Below are 19,716 nucleotides of genomic sequence, written 5' to 3'. Positions count from 1 at the left end.
ATGGGCATCAAGGTGTTACTGGTCGAGGATGACCGTTCGTTGCGCGAAGCGCTGGCTGATACGTTGCTGTTGGCCGGCCATGATTACCACGCAGTCGGCAGCGCTGAAGAAGCGTTGACGGCGGTGGCGCGCGAAGCGTTCAGCCTGGTGATCAGTGACGTGAACATGCCCGGTATGGATGGTCATCAATTGCTCTCGCTGCTGCGAGTGCGTCAGCCGCAATTGCCGGTGTTGCTGATGACTGCCCACGGCGCCGTCGAGCGTGCCGTCGATGCGATGCGCCAGGGTGCTGCGGATTATCTGGTCAAGCCGTTCGAGCCCAAAGCCTTGCTCGATCTGGTGTCGCGACATGCGCTAGGCAGTGTCGGTGCAACTGACGTCGAAGGCCCGATTGCGGTCGAGCCGGCCAGTGCCCAGCTTCTGGAGCTGTCGGCGCGAGTGGCCCGCAGTGATTCCACGGTGCTGATCTCCGGTGAGTCCGGTACCGGCAAGGAAGTGCTGGCGCGCTACATTCACCAGCAATCCCATCGCGCCACTCAACCGTTCATCGCAATCAATTGCGCCGCGATCCCCGACAACATGCTCGAAGCCACACTGTTCGGTCACGAAAAAGGCTCGTTCACCGGCGCCATTGCTGCGCAGCCGGGCAAGTTTGAGCAGGCGGATGGTGGCACCATTCTGCTCGACGAAATTTCCGAAATGCCTCTCGGCCTGCAAGCCAAGCTGCTGCGAGTGCTGCAAGAGCGTGAAGTCGAACGGGTCGGCGGGCGCAAGCCGATTACCCTTGATATCCGTGTGGTCGCCACGACCAACCGTGATCTGGCCGCAGAAGTGGCGGCGGGGCGCTTCCGTGAAGATCTTTTCTACCGTTTGTCGGTTTTCCCCCTGGCGTGGCGTCCACTTCGCGAGCGCACTGCCGATATCTTGCCGCTGGCTGAGCGGTTGCTGACCAAACACGTCAATAAAATGAAGCATGCAGCGGCCAAACTTTCGCCTGAGGCGCAAGCGTGCCTGACCGCATACCCGTGGCCGGGCAACGTGCGTGAGCTGGATAACGCGATTCAGCGTGCGTTGATCTTGCAGCAGGGCGGCGTGATTCAGCCGCAGGATTTCTGCCTGGCCGGGCCGGTGATGTTTGCCGCGTTGCCTGTGTCAGTGCCGACGCCTGCGGTCATTCGTGAAGTCGAAATCGATGCTGATTCGGCCGGTGCCTTGGGCGATGACCTGCGCCGCCGGGAGTTTCAGATGATCATCGACACCTTGCGCAGCGAGCGCGGCCGACGCAAGGAAGCCGCGGAAAAACTCGGCATCAGCCCGCGCACCTTGCGCTACAAGCTGGCGCAAATGCGCGATGCCGGGATGGACGTCGAAGGTTATCTGTTCGCCACTTGATCGCTGGCGCAATGTTTGAAAACGCTTTTCTGAAAGGGCCGGCCATGAGCTGGCACCCTTGTTGCTAATACCTGTGTACCCGCCGAGTGAGTGTCAAAAAATTGCGGGCCGCCCAAGAGAGTAGACCATGAGCCAAGGTATTGAATTCAATCGATTGATGATGGACATGAAGGCTATGAAAATAGACGCCATGTCAGCGCCGAAATCGACTGCCGCTGTCCCTGAATTGGCGGGCAGCAGCTTTTCCGACATGCTCGGTCAGGCGATCAACAAAGTCAGCAATACCCAGCAGGCGTCGACTCAGTTGGCCAACGCCTTTGAAGTGGGCAAGAGCGGCGTCGATCTGACGGACGTGATGATCGCTTCGCAAAAAGCCAGCGTGTCGTTCCAGGCTCTGACCCAGGTGCGCAACAAACTGGTTCAGGCTTATCAAGACATCATGCAGATGCCGGTATAAGGACGAGATTGAGTCATGGCAGAAGCAGTCGCCGATAACGTTCCGGCCAAGGCCACCCCGATAGACGGTAAACCGCCGTTGTTCGGCCTGTCCTTCCTGGAAAACCTCTCCGAGATGACCGTGCTGCGTCAGGTGGGCCTGTTGGTCGGCCTGGCTGCGAGCGTGGCGATTGGCTTTGCCGTGGTGTTGTGGTCGCAGCAGCCGGATTACCGTCCGTTGTATGGCAGCCTTGCCGGCCTGGACGCCAAGCAGGTCATGGAAACACTGGCCGCCGCCGACATCCCTTACAACGTCGAACCGAACTCCGGTGCCTTGCTGGTCAAGGCCGATGACTTGTCCCGTGCGCGGCTCAAGCTCGCAGCCGCTGGTGTCACTCCCAGCGACGGCAACATCGGTTATGAAATCCTCGACAAGGAACAGGGTCTGGGTACCAGCCAATTCATGGAAGCGACCCGTTACCGTCGCGGCCTCGAAGGTGAACTGGCGCGAACCATTTCCAGCCTGAACAACGTCAAGGGTGCCCGCGTGCACCTGGCGATTCCGAAGAGTTCGGTATTCGTTCGCGATGAGCGCAAGCCAAGTGCTTCGGTTCTGGTCGAGCTGTATTCCGGTCGTTCGCTGGAGCCGGGTCAGGTAGTGGCGATCATCAATCTGGTGGCGACTTCCGTACCAGAGTTGAGCAAATCGCAGATCACCGTCGTCGACCAGAAGGGCAACCTGCTCTCTGATCAGGCGGAAAACTCCGAAATGACCATGGCCGGCAAGCAGTTCGATTACAGCCGCCGCATGGAAAGCATGCTGACCCAGCGCGTCCACAACATTCTGCAACCGGTGCTGGGCAACGATCGCTACAAGGCTGAGGTCTCGGCCGATATCGATTTCAACGCCGTCGAGTCGACTGCCGAACAGTTCAACCCGGATCAACCGGCGTTGCGCAGCGAGCAGTCGGTCAGCGAGCAACGCACCGCCAGCAATGGCCCGCAAGGTGTGCCGGGTGCCTTGAGCAACCAGCCGCCGTCGCCGGCTTCGGCGCCGCAAACCACCGCGGGTGCAGCCGCTCCGGCCGCCATGGTGCAGCCAGGTCAGCCACTGGTTGACGCCAACGGCCAGCAGATCATGGACCCGGCCACCGGGCAGCCGATGCTCGCGCCGTACCCGGCAGACAAGCGTCAACAATCCACCAAGAACTTCGAGCTCGATCGTTCCATCAGCCACACCAAGCAGCAGCAGGGTCGCCTCAATCGCCTGTCGGTGTCGGTAGTGGTCGACGATCAGGTCAAGGTCAACGCGGCCAACGGTGAAACCACCCGCGCGCCGTGGACCGCCGACGAACTGGGCCGCTTTACGCGTCTGGTGCAGGACGCCGTCGGCTTCGATGCCAGCCGTGGCGACAGCGTCAGCGTGATCAACATGCCGTTCTCCGCCGAGCGCGGTGAAGTGTTTGCCGAAATTCCGTTCTACTCCCAGCCTTGGTTCTGGGACATCGTCAAACAAGTGCTGGGTGTATTGTTCATCCTGGTGCTGGTGTTTGGTGTGCTGCGTCCGGTGCTCAACAACATCACCGGCGGCGGCAAAGGCAAGGAGCTGGCCGGTTTGGGCAGCGACGTGGAACTCGGAGGCATGGGCGGCCTGGATGGCGAACTGTCCAACGACCGCGTGAGCCTCGGTGGTCCGCAGAGCATTCTGTTGCCGAGCCCGAGCGAGGGTTATGACGCGCAACTGAATGCAATCAAGAGCCTGGTGGCCGAAGATCCGGGTCGTGTGGCTCAGGTCGTGAAAGAGTGGATTAACGCAGATGAGTGATAACCGAGCCGCAACCGTCAAGCTGACCAAGGTCGACAAAGCTGCGATTCTGCTGCTGTCACTGGGTTCGACCGATGCTGCGCAAGTGCTGCGCCACATGGGCCCCAAAGAGGTTCAGCGTGTAGGTGTGGCCATGGCCCAAATGGGCAACGTCCATCGTGAGCAGGTCGAACAGGTCATGAGCGAGTTCGTCGACATCGTCGGCGATCAGACCAGCCTGGGCGTCGGTTCCGACGACTACGTGCGCAAAATGCTCACCCAGGCATTGGGCGAAGACAAGGCCAACGGCCTGATCGACCGCATCCTGCTCGGTGGCAACACCAGCGGTCTCGACAGCCTGAAATGGATGGAGCCGCGCGCCGTTGCCGACGTGATCCGTTACGAGCACCCGCAGATTCAAGCGATCGTGGTCGCCTACCTCGACCCCGATCAGGCGGGTGAAGTGCTCGGCAACTTCGACCACAAGGTGCGTCTGGACATCATCCTGCGCGTCTCCTCGTTGAACACCGTGCAACCGGCGGCATTGAAAGAGCTCAACCAGATTCTCGAGAAGCAGTTCTCCGGCAACTCGAATGCCTCGCGCACCACCCTGGGTGGCATCAAGCGTGCGGCCGACATCATGAACTTCCTCGACAGCTCGATCGAAGGCCAGCTCATGGACTCGATCCGCGAAGTCGACGAAGACCTGTCCGGTCAGATCGAAGACCTCATGTTCGTGTTCAACAACCTCGCCGATGTCGACGACCGCGGGATCCAGGCGCTGCTGCGCGAAGTGTCCTCCGACGTGCTGGTCCTGGCCCTCAAGGGTTCGGACGAAGGCGTCAAGGAGAAGATCTTCAAGAACATGTCCAAACGTGCCGCCGAACTGTTGCGCGACGACCTCGAGGCCAAAGGCCCGGTGCGCGTCAGCGACGTCGAAACCGCGCAGAAGGAAATCCTCACCATCGCCCGCCGTATGGCCGAAGCCGGAGAAATCGTGCTCGGTGGCAAGGGCGGCGAGGAAATGATCTAAGCCCATGGACAAGCACGACGACGATGTGACGGATCTGATCCGTGCCCGCGATGTACGCGGTTTCGAGTCCTGGGCGATGCCAAGCTTCGATCCGCCAAAACCGGAACCCGAGCCTGAGCCAGAGCCCGAACCGCCGGAAATGGAAGAAGTGCCGCTGGAAGAAGTCCAGCCACTGACCCTGGAAGAACTCGAAAGCATCCGTCAGGAGGCTTATAACGAAGGCTTCGCGACCGGCGAAAAAGAGGGCTTTCACAGCACCACTTTGAAGGTGCGCCAAGAGGCTGAGGTCGCCTTGGCGGCGAAACTGGCCAGCCTTGAGCAATTGATGGCGAACCTGTTCGAGCCCATTGCCGAGCAAGACACACAGATCGAAAAATCGTTGGTTGATCTCGTTCAGCACATCACCAAACAGGTGATCAAGCGCGAACTGTCCATCGATTCGAGCCAGATCGAACACGTCATGCGCGACGCCCTCAAGCTGTTGCCGCTGGGTGTCGACAATGTCCGCCTGTTCGTCAATCCGCAGGACTTCGAACAGGCCAAAGCCCTGCGCGAACGTCACGAAGAAACCTGGCGCATTGTCGAGGATGAAGCGCTGATGCCGGGCGGTTGCCGGGTTGAGACGGCGCACAGTCGCATCGATGCAAGCATTGAATCGCGTGTGACGCAGGTCATGGACAAACTGTTCAATCAGTTGCACGAACAGTCCCTGCACCCGGCGGCGGCGGACTTGAGTCTGGACATTGCCGAAGACGTCAAACCGGCTGCCGTGACTGAAGAGCCGCTCGCGGACGCCGACGATGCGCCTTGAACGCACCAGTTTCGCCAAGCGCCTGAGCACTTACGCCGAGGCCACTGAAATTGCCGGGGCGCCGATTCTTGAAGGTCGCCTGCTGCGCATGGTCGGCCTCACGCTGGAAGCTGAAGGACTGCGCGCCGCCATGGGCACGCGCTGCCTGGTGATCAACGACGACAGCTACCATCCTTCGCAGGTGGAAGCCGAAGTCATGGGCTTCTCCGGCAGCAAAGTCTTTCTGATGCCGGTTGGCAGCGTCGCCGGTATTGCCCCGGGCGCCCGCGTGGTGCCTTTGGCCGATACCGGTCGCCTGCCGATGGGCATGAGCATGCTCGGTCGTGTGCTCGATGGCGCCGGTCGTGCGCTGGACGGCAAGGGCGGCATGAAAGCCGAAGACTGGGTGCCGATGGACGGCCCGACCATCAACCCGCTCAACCGTGACCCGATCAGCGAACCGCTGGACGTCGGCATCCGTTGCATCAACGGTTTGCTGACGGTCGGTCGTGGCCAGCGTCTGGGTCTGTTCGCCGGTACCGGTGTCGGTAAATCAGTATTGCTGGGCATGATGACTCGCTTCACCGAGGCCGACATTATCGTCGTCGGGCTGATCGGTGAGCGGGGTCGGGAAGTGAAAGAATTCATCGAGCACAGCCTTGGTGAAGAAGGCCTCCAGCGCTCGGTGGTGGTCGCGTCGCCTGCGGACGACGCACCATTGATGCGTTTGCGCGCGGCGATGTACTGCACACGTATCGCCGAGTATTTTCGCGACAAGGGCAAGAACGTCCTGTTGCTGATGGATTCGCTGACCCGTTTCGCCCAGGCCCAGCGGGAAATCGCCTTGGCCATCGGCGAACCGCCAGCGACCAAGGGTTATCCGCCGTCGGTATTCGCCAAACTGCCGAAACTGGTGGAGCGCGCCGGTAATGCCGAGAAGGGCGGGGGTTCGATTACCGCGTTTTACACCGTGTTATCAGAAGGCGATGACCAGCAGGACCCGATTGCCGACTCGGCGCGGGGCGTGCTCGACGGTCACATCGTGCTGTCGCGGCGTCTGGCCGAGGAAGGTCACTACCCGGCCATCGATATCGAAGCGTCGATCAGTCGGGTAATGCCGGCGGTGGTCTCGGCGGAGCACATGCAGCGCGCGCAATATTTCAAGCAGCTGTGGTCGCGTTATCAGCAGAGTCGCGACTTGATCAGCGTCGGTGCCTATGTCGCCGGTGGCGACCGCGAGACAGACCTGGCGATTTCCCTGCAAGCGCAGTTGGTCAGGTATCAGCGTCAGGGCCTGAACGACAAAATCAACATGGGCGAAAGCCAGGCATATCTCGAAACCCTGTTCGCCCCTGCGGCGGGCGGGTAACCGTTTATGGCCGTCAGCCGAGCCGCGCGCCTGGCGCCGGTGGTGGACATGGCCGAGAAGGCCGAGAAAACCGCTGTGCAGCGCCTTGGGTACTTTCAGGGCCAGGTCAAGGTCGCTGAAAGCAAACTCGCCGACCTGAACGCCTTTCGTCTGGATTACTCCGAGCAGTGGATCGTGCGCGGCAGCACTGGCGTGAGCGGGCAATGGTTGCTCGGCTTTCAGGGGTTTCTCGCGCAACTCGATACGGCTGTTGATCAGCAGCGCCAGAGCCTGGTCTGGCACCAGAACAATCTCGACAAGGCGCGTGACGAATGGCAGAAAGCGTTCGCCAAGGTCGAAGGCCTGCGCAAACTGGTCCAGCGGTATCGCGAAGAGGCGCAACGCCTGGAAGACAAGCGTGAGCAGAAGTTGCTGGATGAGTTGTCCCAGCGTTTGCCACGGCATGATCCGTTTTAAACCACTGCGATATCTCCTGTGAGAGCGAGCCTGCTCGCGAATGCAATCGGCCAGTTGACTGAAATGTTGACTGACACGACGCCTTCGCGAGCAGGCTCGCCCCCACATTTGATCCTGCGTTGCACCTTGCCCCTGCGTCTACCAAGTGCTAAACCTTGTAGACGTTTGTTAATGACAAGGAAGCCAGTCAATGTCAGTCGTTACAGAAGTCTCTCCCGATGGTCACAAACTGACGATTTCAGTCAAAGGGCGGTTCGATTTCGGTCGCCATCAGGAGTTTCGCGAGTCCTACGAGCGACTCAATCAAAAGCCCGAGTCCATCGTGGTCGACCTGAAAGACGCCACTTACCTGGACAGTTCCGCGCTTGGGATGCTGCTGCTTTTGCGTGATCACGCTGGCGGAGACGACTCGCAGATCCGCGTCGTCAACTCTAACTCCGACGTGCGCAAAATCCTCGCCATCTCCAACTTCGACAAGCTCTTTGATATCAGTTGACGGCCATGCAGGCGCAAGAGCCGCTGATAATCCTGATCGCCGAAGACAGCGCCGCTGACCGGTTGCTGCTGTCGACTATTGTCCGCCGCCAAGGTCACGAGGTACTGACGGCGGCCAACGGTGCCGAGGCTGTCGATATCTTTCGCCAGCAGCAACCGAGTCTGGTGCTGATGGACGCGATGATGCCGGTGATGGACGGCTTCGAGGCTGCGCGGCAGATCAAGGCGCTGGCCGGGGAAACGCTGGTGCCGATCATCTTCCTCACGTCGCTGACTGAAAGTGAAGCGCTGGCCCGTTGTCTGGAGGCTGGCGGCGACGACTTTCTGGCGAAGCCCTACAACCAGGTGATCCTTGCCGCCAAAATCAAGGCGATGGACCGCTTGCGCCGCTTGCAGGCCACGGTGCTGCAACAGCGCGACCTGATCGCCAAACATCACGACTACCTGCTTAACGAGCAACGTGTTGCCAAAGCGGTATTCGATAAAGTGGCGCATTCCGGTTGCTTGAGTGCGCCGAACATCCGTTATCTGCAATCCCCCTACGCGCTGTTCAATGGTGATTTGTTGCTGGCGGCGTACACGCCGGCGGGCGACATGCACGTGCTGCTCGGCGATTTCACCGGGCACGGCTTGCCGGCTGCGGTGGGGGCCATGCCGTTGGCGGAGGTGTTTTATGGCATGACAGCCAAGGGTTACGGCTTGTCCGAAACCCTGCGCGAGATGAATGCCAAGCTCAAACGCATTCTGCCGGTGGATATGTTTTGCTGCGCGACGCTGCTGTCCCTGAGCTTTCAGCGGTGCTCGGTTGAGGTGTGGAACGGCGGCATGCCGGACGGTTATCTGCACCGGATCGCCAGCGGTGAACGCATACCGTTGGCCGCACGGCATTTGCCGCTGGGTGTGCTCAGCCCGCAAGCATTTGATGACGGTACGCAAGTGCACCCGATGGCCGTTGGTGATCGGGTCTTTCTGTTGTCTGACGGGGTGATCGACACCAGCGATGCCAACGATCAATTGTTCGGCGTCGAGCGTTTACAGCAAGTATTTGCCGCCAACCGTGAGCCGGATCGGCTGTTCGAGGACATCGAGCGGGCGCTGCGGGATTTTCGCGGCGAGGCTCGCGACGATGTCAGCATGGTCGAGGTCAGTCTGCTGGAGCCTGAGCAGGTTCATCCGCCGGCGCCCATGTATTCCGACAGCGGCCAATTGAGCCCGCTGGACTGGTCGGTAAGCTTCGAATTCCGTGGCGCTACGCTCAGGCGTTACAACCCGTTGCCCTACCTGCTGCAGTTGCTGTTGGAAGTGCACGGCCTGCGCACGCAAAGCGGCGCGCTGTACAGTGTGCTCGCGGAGTTGTATTCCAATGCGTTGGAGCACGGGGTGCTGGGGCTCGATTCCAGCCTCAAGCGCGATGCCGCAGGGTTCGCCCGCTATTATGAACAGCGCAACGCGCGTCTGGAGATCTTGCAGGACGGCTATGTGCGTGTGCATTTGCAGGTCAGGCCGCAAGGCGCGGGCGGCTGTCTGGTCATTCGTGTCGATGACAGCGGCAAGGGATTTGATGTGGCGCGGGTGATGGAGCGACCGCTGGACGGTGTCCGTTTGTCGGGGCGTGGTGTCAGCTTGGTCCGGCAATTGGGGCGCAACGCCCGTTGGTCGGACGAAGGTCGTAGTGCCCACGTGGAGTTTTTCTGGGAGGTTGAGGCATAATCCGCGCAATTCTTGATCAAGGAGTGAACAAGTGGCAGATAAACAAGTTGATCGCGAGGTACTCGATACCTTGCGCGAAGTGATGGAAGACAGTTATCCGGACCTGCTGGATACCTTCCTGAGCGATTCCGAAAGCCGTTTGCATGAGCTGCAAAAGACCGCTGACGCCAGGGTTCTTTCGGAGGTTGCGCACAGCTTCAAGGGCAGCGCCAGCAATATGGGGGCTGTTCGACTGGCAGCGCTTTGCCAGGAGCTTGAATCGGACGCAAAAAACAAGAGCCCGGCAGAAAACGTCAAACTGGTTGCTGAAATCAGCGGCGAATTTGCCAATGTGCGCCCTGTTTACGAAAACGAACGACAGCACATCCACCTCCACTGATTCTTCCGTTCGGCGCTTTTCTCAAGTGTGGGGCAAATATGGCCCGGTGCTTGCTAATAACTCCATAACTGTACCTACGATCCCAGTGCAGCGGAGACCGTTTCATGCCTGCGACCCCCAACATTCTTCTTCAGAACGCCGCCCAGGCCAAGGCTCAGGCCGCGTCTGCCAAATCGTCGGCAATGGCCGCAGACGCTGGGGACAAGGCTACAAGCTTCGCCAAAGTGTTCGCCGATCAGGGCTCGAACAAGCCTGCGGTCTCTGCTGATAATTCGGTGAAATCGGCGCGCGACAAGGTTGCCGATACCGGTGGCAAAAAGGACGCCGGCACCGATCAGTCTGCCGCTCCCGAGCCGGCGGTTGCCGATAGCGGCAAGGCGTTGCCTGCTGATACAGCGGCATCGAGCAACGACAAGGCTGCCAGCGACGATGGCGCACAGACGCCGGTAGCCGACGCCACTGTCGGTGACGCCGCAGTGGTTGACCCGGCCCTGGATCCGGCGTTGGCTGCCATCGTGCAGCCGACCGTGACGGCGCCCGTCGTAGCGGGTCCAGCGGCCGCACCGGCCCAGGACGAAACTCCGGAAGTTGCCGTGCTGGCGAGTATGGTCAAAGACCCGGCGGCCAGCGCCGACAGCGATTTCGACCCTTCGGCCGATCCGCTTGATTCGCTGCCTGCCGTGCGGATGGCGATGGAGCAGGGTGGTCATATTTCCGCCGCTAGCCAGGCTCAGCCCAAAGCTGCGCCAGCACAGGCCGATGGTGAATTGACCTCGGCGCAGACTTTTGCCGCGGGCATGGCGAGCATGCTCGACGTGCAGACCGACAAGGACAGCACCAGTCAGGGCGGTGACAAAGCTTTCAGCGGGCTGCTCGATGACGGCCTCAAAGACCTCAAGTCCGCCACCAGCGATACCCGCGTCGATGACTTCGCTAACCGTCTGGCGGCGCTGACCCAGGCCGCTACACCGAAGACCGCGAACGCTGTGCCGGTCAATCAGCCGATTGCCATGCATCAGAGCGGCTGGACCGAAGAAGTGGTCAATCGCGTCATGTATCTGTCGAGCGTCAATCTCAAGGCGGCGGACATTCAGTTGCAGCCGGCCGAATTGGGTCGTCTGGATATCCGCGTGAACATGGTCCCGGACCAGCAAACCCAAGTGACGTTCATGAGTGCGCACCCGAGTGTGCGTGAAGCGCTCGATGGGCAGATGCATCGCCTGCGTGAGATGTTCAACCAGCAGGGCATGGGCCAGGTCGACGTCAACGTCTCCGACCAGAGCCGTGGCTGGCAGGGTCAGCAAGGTCAGGAACAGGCGCAACAAGGCCAGAGCGGGCGCACCAGCGCTGGCGGTGGTCGACTGGATTCGGCAGATGAAGAATTGGCAGCCGCCGCTGTTGCTGAAGCAGCCGTTCAAACCACCAGCGTGATCGGTACCAGCGCAGTCGATTATTACGCCTGATAAAGCACTGATCGCCCTTGTGGGAGCGAGCCTGCTCGCGAATGCGGTTTAACATTCAACTTTTATGTCGACTGTTACATCGCTTTCGCGAGCAGGCTCGCTCCCACAGTTGTTTTATGGTGCCCGTCCTCCCCTCCAACACTTCTGGCATAACACTTGCTCTTGCCTTGCCGTGCGACTGTGAAAACCCGAATAGTGACGGATTATTGGCATGGCGAAGAGCGAAACAGCAGCAGTAAAAGACCCCGCAACCAAAGGCAAACTCAAGCTGATCATCGTGATCGTGCTGGCGTTGTTGTTGGCCATTGGTGCGTCCGTGGGGGCGACCTGGTTCTTCATGCACAGCGCTCAGAGCAAGCCTGCCGATGCCGCCCAAGCAGCGCCGGTCGGCAAGCAGCCGGCGATTTTCGAACCTATGGCCCCCGCCTTTGTCGCCAACTACAACCAGAACGGCCGTCAGCGCTACATGCAGGTGAGCATCACCATGCTGGCGCGTAACCAGGCCGACCTGGAAGCGCTGAAAGTGCACATGCCGGTGATCCGCAACAACCTGGTAATGCTCTTCTCCGGTCAGGACTTCGCCACCTTGGCGACCCCGGTCGGCCAGGAAATGTTGCGCCAGAAGGCCACCGCCAGCGTCCAGGAAGTGGCGCAGAAAGAGCTGGGCAAAGTGGTGATCGAACAGTTGCTTTTCACTAATTTCGTACTGCAGTAGGAACACGACATGGCCGTGCAGGATCTGCTGTCCCAGGATGAAATCGATGCGCTGTTGCATGGCGTCGACGATGGTCTGGTACAGACCGATAACGCTGCCGAACCCGGCAGTGTCAAAAGCTACGACCTGACCAGCCAGGATCGCATCGTCCGTGGACGCATGCCGACTCTGGAAATGATCAACGAGCGTTTTGCCCGCTACACCCGCATCAGCATGTTCAACATGCTGCGCCGCTCGGCGGACGTTGCCGTCGGTGGCGTACAGGTGATGAAGTTCGGCGAATACGTGCACTCGTTGTATGTGCCGACCAGTCTCAACCTGGTCAAGATCAAACCCCTGCGCGGCACCGCGCTGTTCATCCTCGACGCCAAACTGGTGTTCAAACTGGTGGACAACTTCTTCGGCGGCGACGGCCGTCACGCCAAGATCGAAGGGCGTGAATTCACCCCGACCGAACTGCGCGTGGTGCGCATGGTGCTGGAGCAGGCCTTCGTCGATCTGAAAGAAGCCTGGCAAGCGATCATGGAAGTCAATTTCGAGTACATCAACTCGGAAGTGAACCCGGCCATGGCCAACATCGTCGGCCCGAGCGAAGCGATTGTGGTCTCCACCTTCCACATCGAACTCGATGGCGGTGGCGGCGACCTGCACGTGACCATGCCGTACTCGATGATCGAGCCGGTGCGGGAAATGCTCGACGCCGGTTTCCAGTCGGACCTCGACGATCAGGACGAGCGCTGGGTCAACGCCCTGCGCCAGGACGTGCTCGATGTCGACGTGCCGATCGGTGCCACCGTGGCCCGCCGCCAGTTGAAGTTGCGCGACATCCTGCACATGCAGCCGGGGGATGTGATCCCGGTCGAGATGCCGGACGAAATGATCATGCGCGCCAACGGCGTGCCGGCCTTCAAGGTCAAGATGGGCTCGCACAAAGGCAACCTCGCGTTGCAGGTGATCGAGCCGATCGAGCGTCGCTGAAGCGGCGCTTTTACCCCCACATTTAGCTGAATTTTTGCCCGCCGAGGACAAATGATGAACGACGATATGAACGCCCAGGACGATCAGGCACTGGCTGACGAATGGGCTGCTGCCCTGGAAGAGACCGGTGATGGTCAATCCGAAATCGACGCACTGCTGGCGGCCGATGCATCCAGTGGCTCGCGTCTGCCGATGGAAGAGTTCGGCAGCGTGCCGAAGAACAACGATCCAGTGACACTGGACGGCCCGAACCTGGACGTGATTCTCGACATCCCGGTGTCCATCTCGATGGAAGTCGGCAGCACCGACATCAACATCCGCAACCTGCTGCAACTCAACCAGGGTTCGGTGATCGAGCTCGATCGCCTGGCCGGTGAGCCGCTGGACGTGCTGGTCAACGGCACGCTGATCGCTCACGGCGAAGTAGTGGTGGTCAACGAGAAGTTCGGCATCCGCCTGACCGACGTGATCAGCCCAAGCGAACGCATCAAGAAGCTGCGCTGAGTGAAAAGGTTTCTCTGGGCTCTGCTGGCCTTGCCCCTGAGCGTGTTGGCCGCCGAACCGGTGGCTGGCCACGCCGCGCCTGCCGCTGCTACCGCACCGATGGTCAACAGTGGCGTGGCCGGGCAATTGACGCAGTTGGTGTTCGGCCTGCTGCTGGTGCTGGGGTTGATCTTCTTCCTCGCCTGGCTGTTGCGTCGGGTGCAGCAGGCAGGGCCTGCGGGCAAAGGGCAGGTGATCGAGCTGATTGGCTCGCGCGCGCTCGGCCCGCGTGACCGTCTGATGCTGGTGCAGGTCGGCAATGAGCAGATTCTGCTCGGCTTTAGCCCCGGCACCATCACCGCGCTGCACGTGCTCAAGGAACCGGTCGAGGTGCCGAGCACCAGCGAGAAAGCGACGCCGGAATTTGCCCAGCATCTGCTGAGGATTCTCGGCAAGGATCAGAAGGATAAGAAGTAATGGGTGCGCTACGCATCGTCTTGACGCTGGCCCTGATGCTGGCCGCGCCGCTGGCGTTCGCCGCCGATCCGTTGTCGATCCCGGCAATCACGCTGGGCACCAACGCCGACGGCGCGCAGGAGTATTCGGTCAGTCTGCAGATCCTGCTGATCATGACCGCGCTGAGTTTTATCCCGGCGGCGGTCATCCTGATGACCAGTTTTACGCGGATCATCATCGTCTTCTCGATCCTGCGTCAGGCCCTGGGCTTGCAGCAGACGCCGTCGAATCAGATCCTCACCGGCATGGCGCTGTTCCTGACGATGTTCATCATGGCGCCGGTGTTCGACCGGGTGAACAAAGATGCGCTGCAACCGTATCTGGCGGAGACACTCACCGCCCAGCAAGCGGTGGAAAAAGCCCAGGTGCCGATCAAGGACTTCATGCTCGCCCAGACGCGCACCAGCGATCTTGAGTTGTTCATGCGCCTGTCCAAGCGCACCGACATCGCCACCCCGGATCAGGCACCACTGACTATTCTGGTGCCGGCGTTCGTCACGTCCGAGCTGAAAACGGCGTTCCAGATCGGCTTCATGATCTTCATTCCGTTCCTGATCATCGACCTCGTCGTGGCCAGTGTGCTGATGGCGATGGGTATGATGATGCTCTCGCCGCTGATCATCTCGCTGCCTTTCAAGATCATGCTGTTCGTGCTGGTGGATGGCTGGGCGCTGATTATCGGCACCTTGGCCAGCAGTTTCGGAGGTGTCTCGCCATGACGCCGGAAGTCGCGGTCGATATCTTTCGTGAGGCGCTGTGGCTGACCACACTCATGGTCGCGATTCTGGTGGTGCCGAGCCTGTTGGTGGGCTTGCTGGTGGCGATGTTTCAGGCGGCCACGCAAATCAACGAACAGACCTTGAGCTTTCTGCCGCGTCTGCTGGTGATGCTGGTGACCCTGATCGTCGGCGGTCCGTGGATCGTGCAGACGTTCATGGAATACATCATCGAGCTGTACAAAAACATCCCGATGGTCATCGGCTAAGCCATGCAATCGCTGCTTCAGCTGACCGACACCCAGATCAGTTCCTGGGTGGCGACGTTCATGTTGCCGCTGTTTCGCGTGGCCTCGATGCTGATGGTCATGCCGGTATTCGGCACGACCCTCATCCCGCGGCGCGTGCGCCTGTATTTCGCCGTCGCAATCACCGTGGTGATTGTCCCGGGCCTGCCGCCGATGCCGGCGGTGAGTCCGCTCGATCTCAGTGGCTTGCTGCTGATTGCCGAGCAGATTCTGATCGGCGCCGTGCTCGGCTTTTCCCTGCAGCTGTTTTTCCAGGCATTTGCCGTGGCCGGGCAAATTGTCGCGATCCAGATGGGTATGGGCTTCGCCTCGATGGTCGACCCGGCCAACGGCGTTTCGGTGGCAGTGATCGGGCAGTTCTTCACCATGCTCGTGACGTTGTTGTTCCTGTCGATGAACGGCCATCTGGTGGTTTTCGAAGTCCTCACCGAGAGCTTCACCACGTTGCCGGTGGGTAGCGGGCTGATGACCGCGCATTATTGGGAGCTGGCCGGCAAACTCGGCTGGGTCTTGGGGGCTGCGTTGCTGTTGGTGCTGCCGGCAGTGACCGCGTTGCTGGTGGTCAACATCGCTTTCGGCGTAATGACCCGCGCCGCGCCGCAACTGAACATTTTCTCCATCGGTTTTCCGCTGACCCTGGTGCTCGGGCTGTTCATCGTCTGGGTCGGTCTGGCGGATATTCTCAATCAGTATCAGCCGCTGGCCACCGAGGCCTTGCAGTTGCTACGCGAACTCGCACGGGCGCGCTGAGTCATGGCAGAGAGCGAAAGCGGTCAGGACAAAACAGAAGACCCCACGGAGAAACGTAAAAAGGACTCCCGTGAGAAGGGCGAGATTGCCCGCTCCAAAGAACTCAACACCCTTGCTGTAATGATGGCCGGTTCCGGCGCGCTGCTGGTGTTCGGCGGCATGCTCGCCGAAGACCTGATGGACCTGATGCGCCTGAACTTCACCCTGTCGCGCGAAGTGATCATGGACCAGGGCTCCATGGGCGCGTTTCTCTTGCAGTCAGGGAAACTCGCTTTGGTGGCGATTCAGCCGATCATGATCACGCTGCTGCTGGCCGCGCTGATCGGGCCGATTTCCCTCGGTGGCTGGCTGTTCGCGGCTGGCTCCATGGCGCCCAAGTTCAGCCGCATGAACCCGGGAGCCGGCCTGAAGCGGATGTTCTCGATGAAGGCCATCATCGAACTGCTCAAGGCGCTGGCCAAGTTTTTGATCACCTTGTCCGTGGCCTTGATGGTGTTGGCTGCGGACGTCGATGACTTGCTGCGTATTGCCCATGAGCCACTCGAGCTGGCGATCATTCACAGTGTGGTGCTGGTCGGCTGGAGCACGCTGTGGCTGGCCTGTGGCCTGATCATCATCGCGGCGGTCGATGTCCCGGTGCAGATCTGGGAGAGCATGAAAAAGCTCAAGATGACCAAGCAGGAAGTGCGCGACGAGCACAAGGATCAGGAAGGTCGGCCGGAGGTCAAACAGCGCATCCGCCAGACCCAGCGCGAAATGTCCCAGCGACGCATGATGGCGGCCATTCCCGACGCCGATGTGGTCATCACCAACCCGACCCACTACGCCGTGGCGCTGAAATACGATTCGGAAAAGGGCGGGGCGCCGATACTGCTGGCCAAGGGCAGTGATTTCCTGGCACTGAAGATCCGCGAAATTGCCGTGGCCAATAACGTCATGCTCCTCGAATCGCCGGGGTTGGCGCGTTCGATCTACTACTCGACCGAACTCGATCAGGAAATCCCTGGTGGGCTTTACCTGGCCGTTGCCCAGGTATTGGCCTACGTCTATCAGATCCGCCAATACCACGCGGGCAAGGGTAAGCGTCCGGATCCGCTCAAGGACGACCTGCCGATCCCGCCGGACTTGCGCCGCGATTGCTGACAACATGCAGCTGCTACAGGGCCCAGAGCTTGAGCGTGTCTGCCGATTCCCCTGGATTTGCATCGTGACTATCAATGTCGAACCTTTTTTGGTTTGACTTTTTGATCTCTTCGGATTTTGGCTGGATTATTGCTTCGTCTGCGAGTGGTGTCTGGAAATAGCTATTTTTTTGACTACGCAGGGTTTGCCAGGCATGGCTAGGATACGGGGTGGGGGGATTGAGTTCCTTCGTGAGGATGCTGGGTTCGACAAGAAATAATAAGGCATGAATGAAATAATCTCGGTGACCAGTCCGCTCTTGCCGCCATTGGAGGAGTTTATTCCCTATCTTGAGCAGATATGGAAAAACAAACGGCTGACCAATAACGGTCCCTTTCACCAAGAGTTAGAGCAGGAATTAGCTCGTTACCTCGGTGTTGGGCATTTGTCGTTGTTTACCAATGGTACGCTGGCGTTGATTACTGCGCTGCAAGCGTTGCATGTGGTCGGAGAGGTTATTACCACTCCTTATTCCTTTGTTGCCACAGCCCATGCGTTGGTTTGGAATCGGCTGACTCCGGTGTTTGTAGATATTGATCCGCAGACTTTCAATATTGATCCGGAAAAAATAGAGCAGGCTATCACTGCGCAGACGACCGCTATCATGCCGTTGCATTGTTATGGTAATTCCTGCGATGTTGAGGCGATACAACGAATTGCCGATAAGCATGGCCTGCGGGTTATTTATGATGCCGCACATGCCTTTGGCGTGCAGGATAAGGGCGGCAGTATTCTACGTCATGGCAATCTCAGTGTATTAAGCCTGCATGCAACCAAAGTGTTTAATACGTTTGAAGGGGGCGCAATTATTAGCCCCGATGCGGAAACCAAGTTGCACATCGATCAGCTAAGAAACTTCGGCTTCGTCGATGAGGTCACCGTGGTGACTTGTGGCATCAACGGAAAAATGAGTGAGCTTAATTCAGCGTTCGGTCTCTTGCAGTTACAGCACATTGATCGCGCCCTCCAGCAGCGCAAGGAGATCAACAGCTTCTATCGCGCGCAACTTCAGTCAATACCAGGCATCGAACTGAAGCCGCCAACGCCATTGCAGGTATCCAACTACGCTTATTTTCCGATATTGGTGGGAGCTGAGTATCGATTGTCTCGGGACCAGCTTTATTACCTGCTGCAAGAACACAATATATTTGCGCGCCGCTATTTTTACCCGCTGATTACCGAGTTGTCGGTATATAGCGAAAAAGCTGAATTGCGTCGGCATCCGTTGACTCATGCTGAGGAGGTGGCAAAGAAAGTTATTTGCCTGCCGATTTATCCCGGGCTTGAATTGGTGGATGTTGAAAGGATTGTGTCAATTATTCGAGCCGGTTGTGAGTAGTATTTGTTTTGCTGGAAAACAGTGCGTCATTGGAATGCGCTGTTTTCTGGTCGTGGCATGATGATGCAGTGTAATCTATTAATTGATGGAGTTGCGGTATGAGTCAAGAACAATTTATTGAAAACTTCCTTTCGGCCACCGATTTTCAGACTCCGGTCGAAGTCAGTATGGACACCGAATTGATGAATCTGCCTGAATGGGATTCCCTGGCAGCACTGGGCGTTATCGTCATGTTCGACATGGAATACCAAAAAGTACTGAATGGGGATGATCTGCATAAGGCTGTCACTGTCGGTGATCTCTATAACTTGGTAGGTTAGTTGATATGCCACTTGTTACGTTGAAATCTGTGCGCTTCGCTGGAATGGCAACCTGCGTCCCAAAACGCATTGTTTCCAATCTGACTGACTGTAAACCACAACTTCGCCAGGAGCGCGAAAGGCTGGTCCGCAACATCGGTATTGAGTTTCGGCGACTAGCGCAGGAGTGGCAGTGTTTCTCCGATTTGGCTTTCGATGCCGCCGAAAAGTTGTTGGAAAGTCTGGAGTGGAAGCGTGAGGAAGTTGATGCGCTTATTGTTGTAACCCAGTCGCCAGACTACCTGGCGCCTGCCACTGCGATCATTCTTCAGGATCGCCTGGGGCTGGCTCATTCGACCCTCGCCTTTGATGTCAATCTGGGATGTTCGGGTTATCCGTTTGCCCTGCATCTGCTCGGGTCAATGATTGCTGCTGGCGGGGTGAGGAAAGGACTCGTGCTGGTCGGAGATCGTGGCGCAAGTTTGAGCGACCCTATTTTCTCTGATGCAGGAACCGCAACGGCTCTGGAGTTTTGTGCTGATGCGCCGCCGATGCATTTTGATTTGAACAGCGACGGTAGCGGTCACAAAGCAATTATATTGCCCGTCGGCGGGCACCGTGAGCCTGTCAGCATGCAGCACTTGATTCCGTTTCGTGAAGATGAAAACGATCACTGGAGGCGTGCTATCGATCTTCAGCTGGATGGCACTGCCGTATTGAGTTTCTCGACTCAGCGAATTCCTCCTGCAGTAGAAAAGATGCTTGAGTATGCGAATACATCGAAAGAAGAGGTGGATTATTTTGTTTTCCATCAGGCCAATCGGATGATCAATGAAACTATCCGGAAAAAGCTGGCTCTTCCGGTAGAGAAAGTGCCTTCCACTCTGCGCGACTTCGGTAATACCAGTGGCGCTTCTTTGCCATTGACCATGACCGTCAGGATCAACAAGCAGCTAGAAGATGGGCCTAATCGCCTATTGATGTCGGGTTTCGGTATCGGCTTGTCATGGGGCACTTGCTTGATCGACATCAATGGGGCGAAGTTTCCTGACCTGATCGAGTCCTGATATCCGTTTGCAAGTACTTGAATAATGAGTTGGAGAA

The 19,716-nt window shown here is 58.7% G+C and carries 22 protein-coding genes; all 22 read left to right on the top strand.

The features are described 5' to 3' along the window. Entirely contained in the window at positions 1 to 1,392 is a 1,392-nt protein-coding gene (locus JJD74_RS01570; RefSeq protein WP_042558217.1) for a sigma-54-dependent transcriptional regulator, read from the top strand. A 127-nt stretch (positions 1,393 to 1,519) separates the two neighbouring features. Further along, positions 1,520 to 1,849 carry a flagellar hook-basal body complex protein FliE gene (fliE, locus tag JJD74_RS01565; RefSeq protein ID WP_042558218.1) on the top strand — a complete coding sequence of 110 codons (330 nt, stop codon included), beginning with the start codon at positions 1,520 to 1,522 and terminating at the stop codon, positions 1,847 to 1,849. Between the two features lie 15 nt (positions 1,850 to 1,864). Next, positions 1,865 to 3,652, top strand: a complete 1,788-nt coding sequence (fliF, locus tag JJD74_RS01560; protein ID WP_047300263.1) for a flagellar basal-body MS-ring/collar protein FliF — start codon at positions 1,865 to 1,867, stop codon at positions 3,650 to 3,652. After that, positions 3,645 to 4,664, top strand: a complete 1,020-nt coding sequence (gene fliG, locus JJD74_RS01555) for a flagellar motor switch protein FliG (RefSeq protein WP_016771079.1) — start codon at positions 3,645 to 3,647, stop codon at positions 4,662 to 4,664. The genes fliF and fliG overlap by 8 nt, the downstream gene beginning before the upstream one ends. 4 nt (positions 4,665 to 4,668) lie before the next feature. Next, complete coding sequence (fliH, locus tag JJD74_RS01550; RefSeq protein WP_042558220.1) at positions 4,669 to 5,475, top strand: flagellar assembly protein FliH; 807 nt, start codon at positions 4,669 to 4,671, stop codon at positions 5,473 to 5,475. Beyond that, the gene (gene fliI / locus JJD74_RS01545) at positions 5,465 to 6,823 is read left to right on the top strand and encodes a flagellar protein export ATPase FliI (protein WP_042558221.1); all 1,359 of its coding nucleotides are present in this window, start codon (positions 5,465 to 5,467) and stop codon (positions 6,821 to 6,823) included. Before fliH ends, fliI begins: the two co-directional genes overlap by 11 nt. Positions 6,824 to 6,829: 6 nt before the next feature. Then, positions 6,830 to 7,279 carry a flagellar export protein FliJ gene (gene fliJ / locus JJD74_RS01540; RefSeq protein WP_042558222.1) on the top strand — a complete coding sequence of 150 codons (450 nt, stop codon included), beginning with the start codon at positions 6,830 to 6,832 and terminating at the stop codon, positions 7,277 to 7,279. A gap of 190 nt (positions 7,280 to 7,469) precedes the next feature. After that, positions 7,470 to 7,775, top strand: coding sequence for an STAS domain-containing protein (locus JJD74_RS01535; protein WP_042558223.1), 306 nt, complete (start codon positions 7,470 to 7,472; stop codon positions 7,773 to 7,775). 5 nt (positions 7,776 to 7,780) lie between these two features. After that, positions 7,781 to 9,484: an ATP-binding SpoIIE family protein phosphatase gene (locus tag JJD74_RS01530; protein WP_200610812.1), complete on the top strand. Its 1,704-nt coding sequence runs from the start codon at positions 7,781 to 7,783 to the stop codon at positions 9,482 to 9,484. A 31-nt stretch (positions 9,485 to 9,515) separates the two neighbouring features. Beyond that, on the top strand, positions 9,516 to 9,863 hold the full coding sequence (locus JJD74_RS01525) for an Hpt domain-containing protein (protein ID WP_042558224.1): 348 nt from the start codon (positions 9,516 to 9,518) through the stop codon (positions 9,861 to 9,863). Between the two features lie 104 nt (positions 9,864 to 9,967). Continuing rightward, complete coding sequence (locus JJD74_RS01520) at positions 9,968 to 11,326, top strand: flagellar hook-length control protein FliK (protein ID WP_200610809.1); 1,359 nt, start codon at positions 9,968 to 9,970, stop codon at positions 11,324 to 11,326. Between the two features lie 211 nt (positions 11,327 to 11,537). Next, positions 11,538 to 12,041, top strand: coding sequence for a flagellar basal body-associated protein FliL (gene fliL, locus JJD74_RS01515; RefSeq protein ID WP_042558226.1), 504 nt, complete (start codon positions 11,538 to 11,540; stop codon positions 12,039 to 12,041). A gap of 9 nt (positions 12,042 to 12,050) precedes the next feature. Continuing rightward, positions 12,051 to 13,019, top strand: a complete 969-nt coding sequence (gene fliM, locus JJD74_RS01510; protein WP_007920032.1) for a flagellar motor switch protein FliM — start codon at positions 12,051 to 12,053, stop codon at positions 13,017 to 13,019. 54 nt (positions 13,020 to 13,073) lie between these two features. Next, complete coding sequence (gene fliN, locus JJD74_RS01505) at positions 13,074 to 13,523, top strand: flagellar motor switch protein FliN (protein WP_042558227.1); 450 nt, start codon at positions 13,074 to 13,076, stop codon at positions 13,521 to 13,523. After that, complete coding sequence (gene fliO / locus JJD74_RS01500) at positions 13,524 to 13,979, top strand: flagellar biosynthetic protein FliO (RefSeq protein ID WP_200610806.1); 456 nt, start codon at positions 13,524 to 13,526, stop codon at positions 13,977 to 13,979. After that, entirely contained in the window at positions 13,979 to 14,737 is a 759-nt protein-coding gene (fliP, locus tag JJD74_RS01495) for a flagellar type III secretion system pore protein FliP (RefSeq protein ID WP_016984314.1), read from the top strand. The genes fliO and fliP overlap by 1 nt, the downstream gene beginning before the upstream one ends. Further along, positions 14,734 to 15,003 carry a flagellar biosynthesis protein FliQ gene (gene fliQ, locus JJD74_RS01490; protein WP_042558229.1) on the top strand — a complete coding sequence of 90 codons (270 nt, stop codon included), beginning with the start codon at positions 14,734 to 14,736 and terminating at the stop codon, positions 15,001 to 15,003. The genes fliP and fliQ overlap by 4 nt, the downstream gene beginning before the upstream one ends. A 3-nt stretch (positions 15,004 to 15,006) precedes the next feature. After that, complete coding sequence (gene fliR / locus JJD74_RS01485) at positions 15,007 to 15,792, top strand: flagellar biosynthetic protein FliR (RefSeq protein ID WP_042558230.1); 786 nt, start codon at positions 15,007 to 15,009, stop codon at positions 15,790 to 15,792. A gap of 3 nt (positions 15,793 to 15,795) precedes the next feature. Beyond that, entirely contained in the window at positions 15,796 to 16,935 is a 1,140-nt protein-coding gene (gene flhB, locus JJD74_RS01480; RefSeq protein ID WP_200610803.1) for a flagellar biosynthesis protein FlhB, read from the top strand. Between the two features lie 265 nt (positions 16,936 to 17,200). After that, on the top strand, positions 17,201 to 18,313 hold the full coding sequence (locus tag JJD74_RS01475) for a DegT/DnrJ/EryC1/StrS family aminotransferase (RefSeq protein WP_042558232.1): 1,113 nt from the start codon (positions 17,201 to 17,203) through the stop codon (positions 18,311 to 18,313). Positions 18,314 to 18,411: 98 nt separating this feature from the next. Continuing rightward, on the top strand, positions 18,412 to 18,633 hold the full coding sequence (locus JJD74_RS01470; RefSeq protein WP_200610799.1) for an acyl carrier protein: 222 nt from the start codon (positions 18,412 to 18,414) through the stop codon (positions 18,631 to 18,633). A gap of 5 nt (positions 18,634 to 18,638) precedes the next feature. Further along, positions 18,639 to 19,679, top strand: coding sequence for a ketoacyl-ACP synthase III (locus tag JJD74_RS01465; protein WP_200610797.1), 1,041 nt, complete (start codon positions 18,639 to 18,641; stop codon positions 19,677 to 19,679). The last annotated feature ends 37 nt before the right edge of the window (positions 19,680 to 19,716 follow it).

It is taken from the genome of Pseudomonas sp. MF6776 (assembly GCF_016613125.1).
GTDB lineage: Bacteria > Pseudomonadota > Gammaproteobacteria > Pseudomonadales > Pseudomonadaceae > Aquipseudomonas > Aquipseudomonas iridis.
The sequence above is the reverse complement of the archived record's forward strand: the minus strand, read 5'-3'. Positions and strand labels throughout refer to the sequence as shown.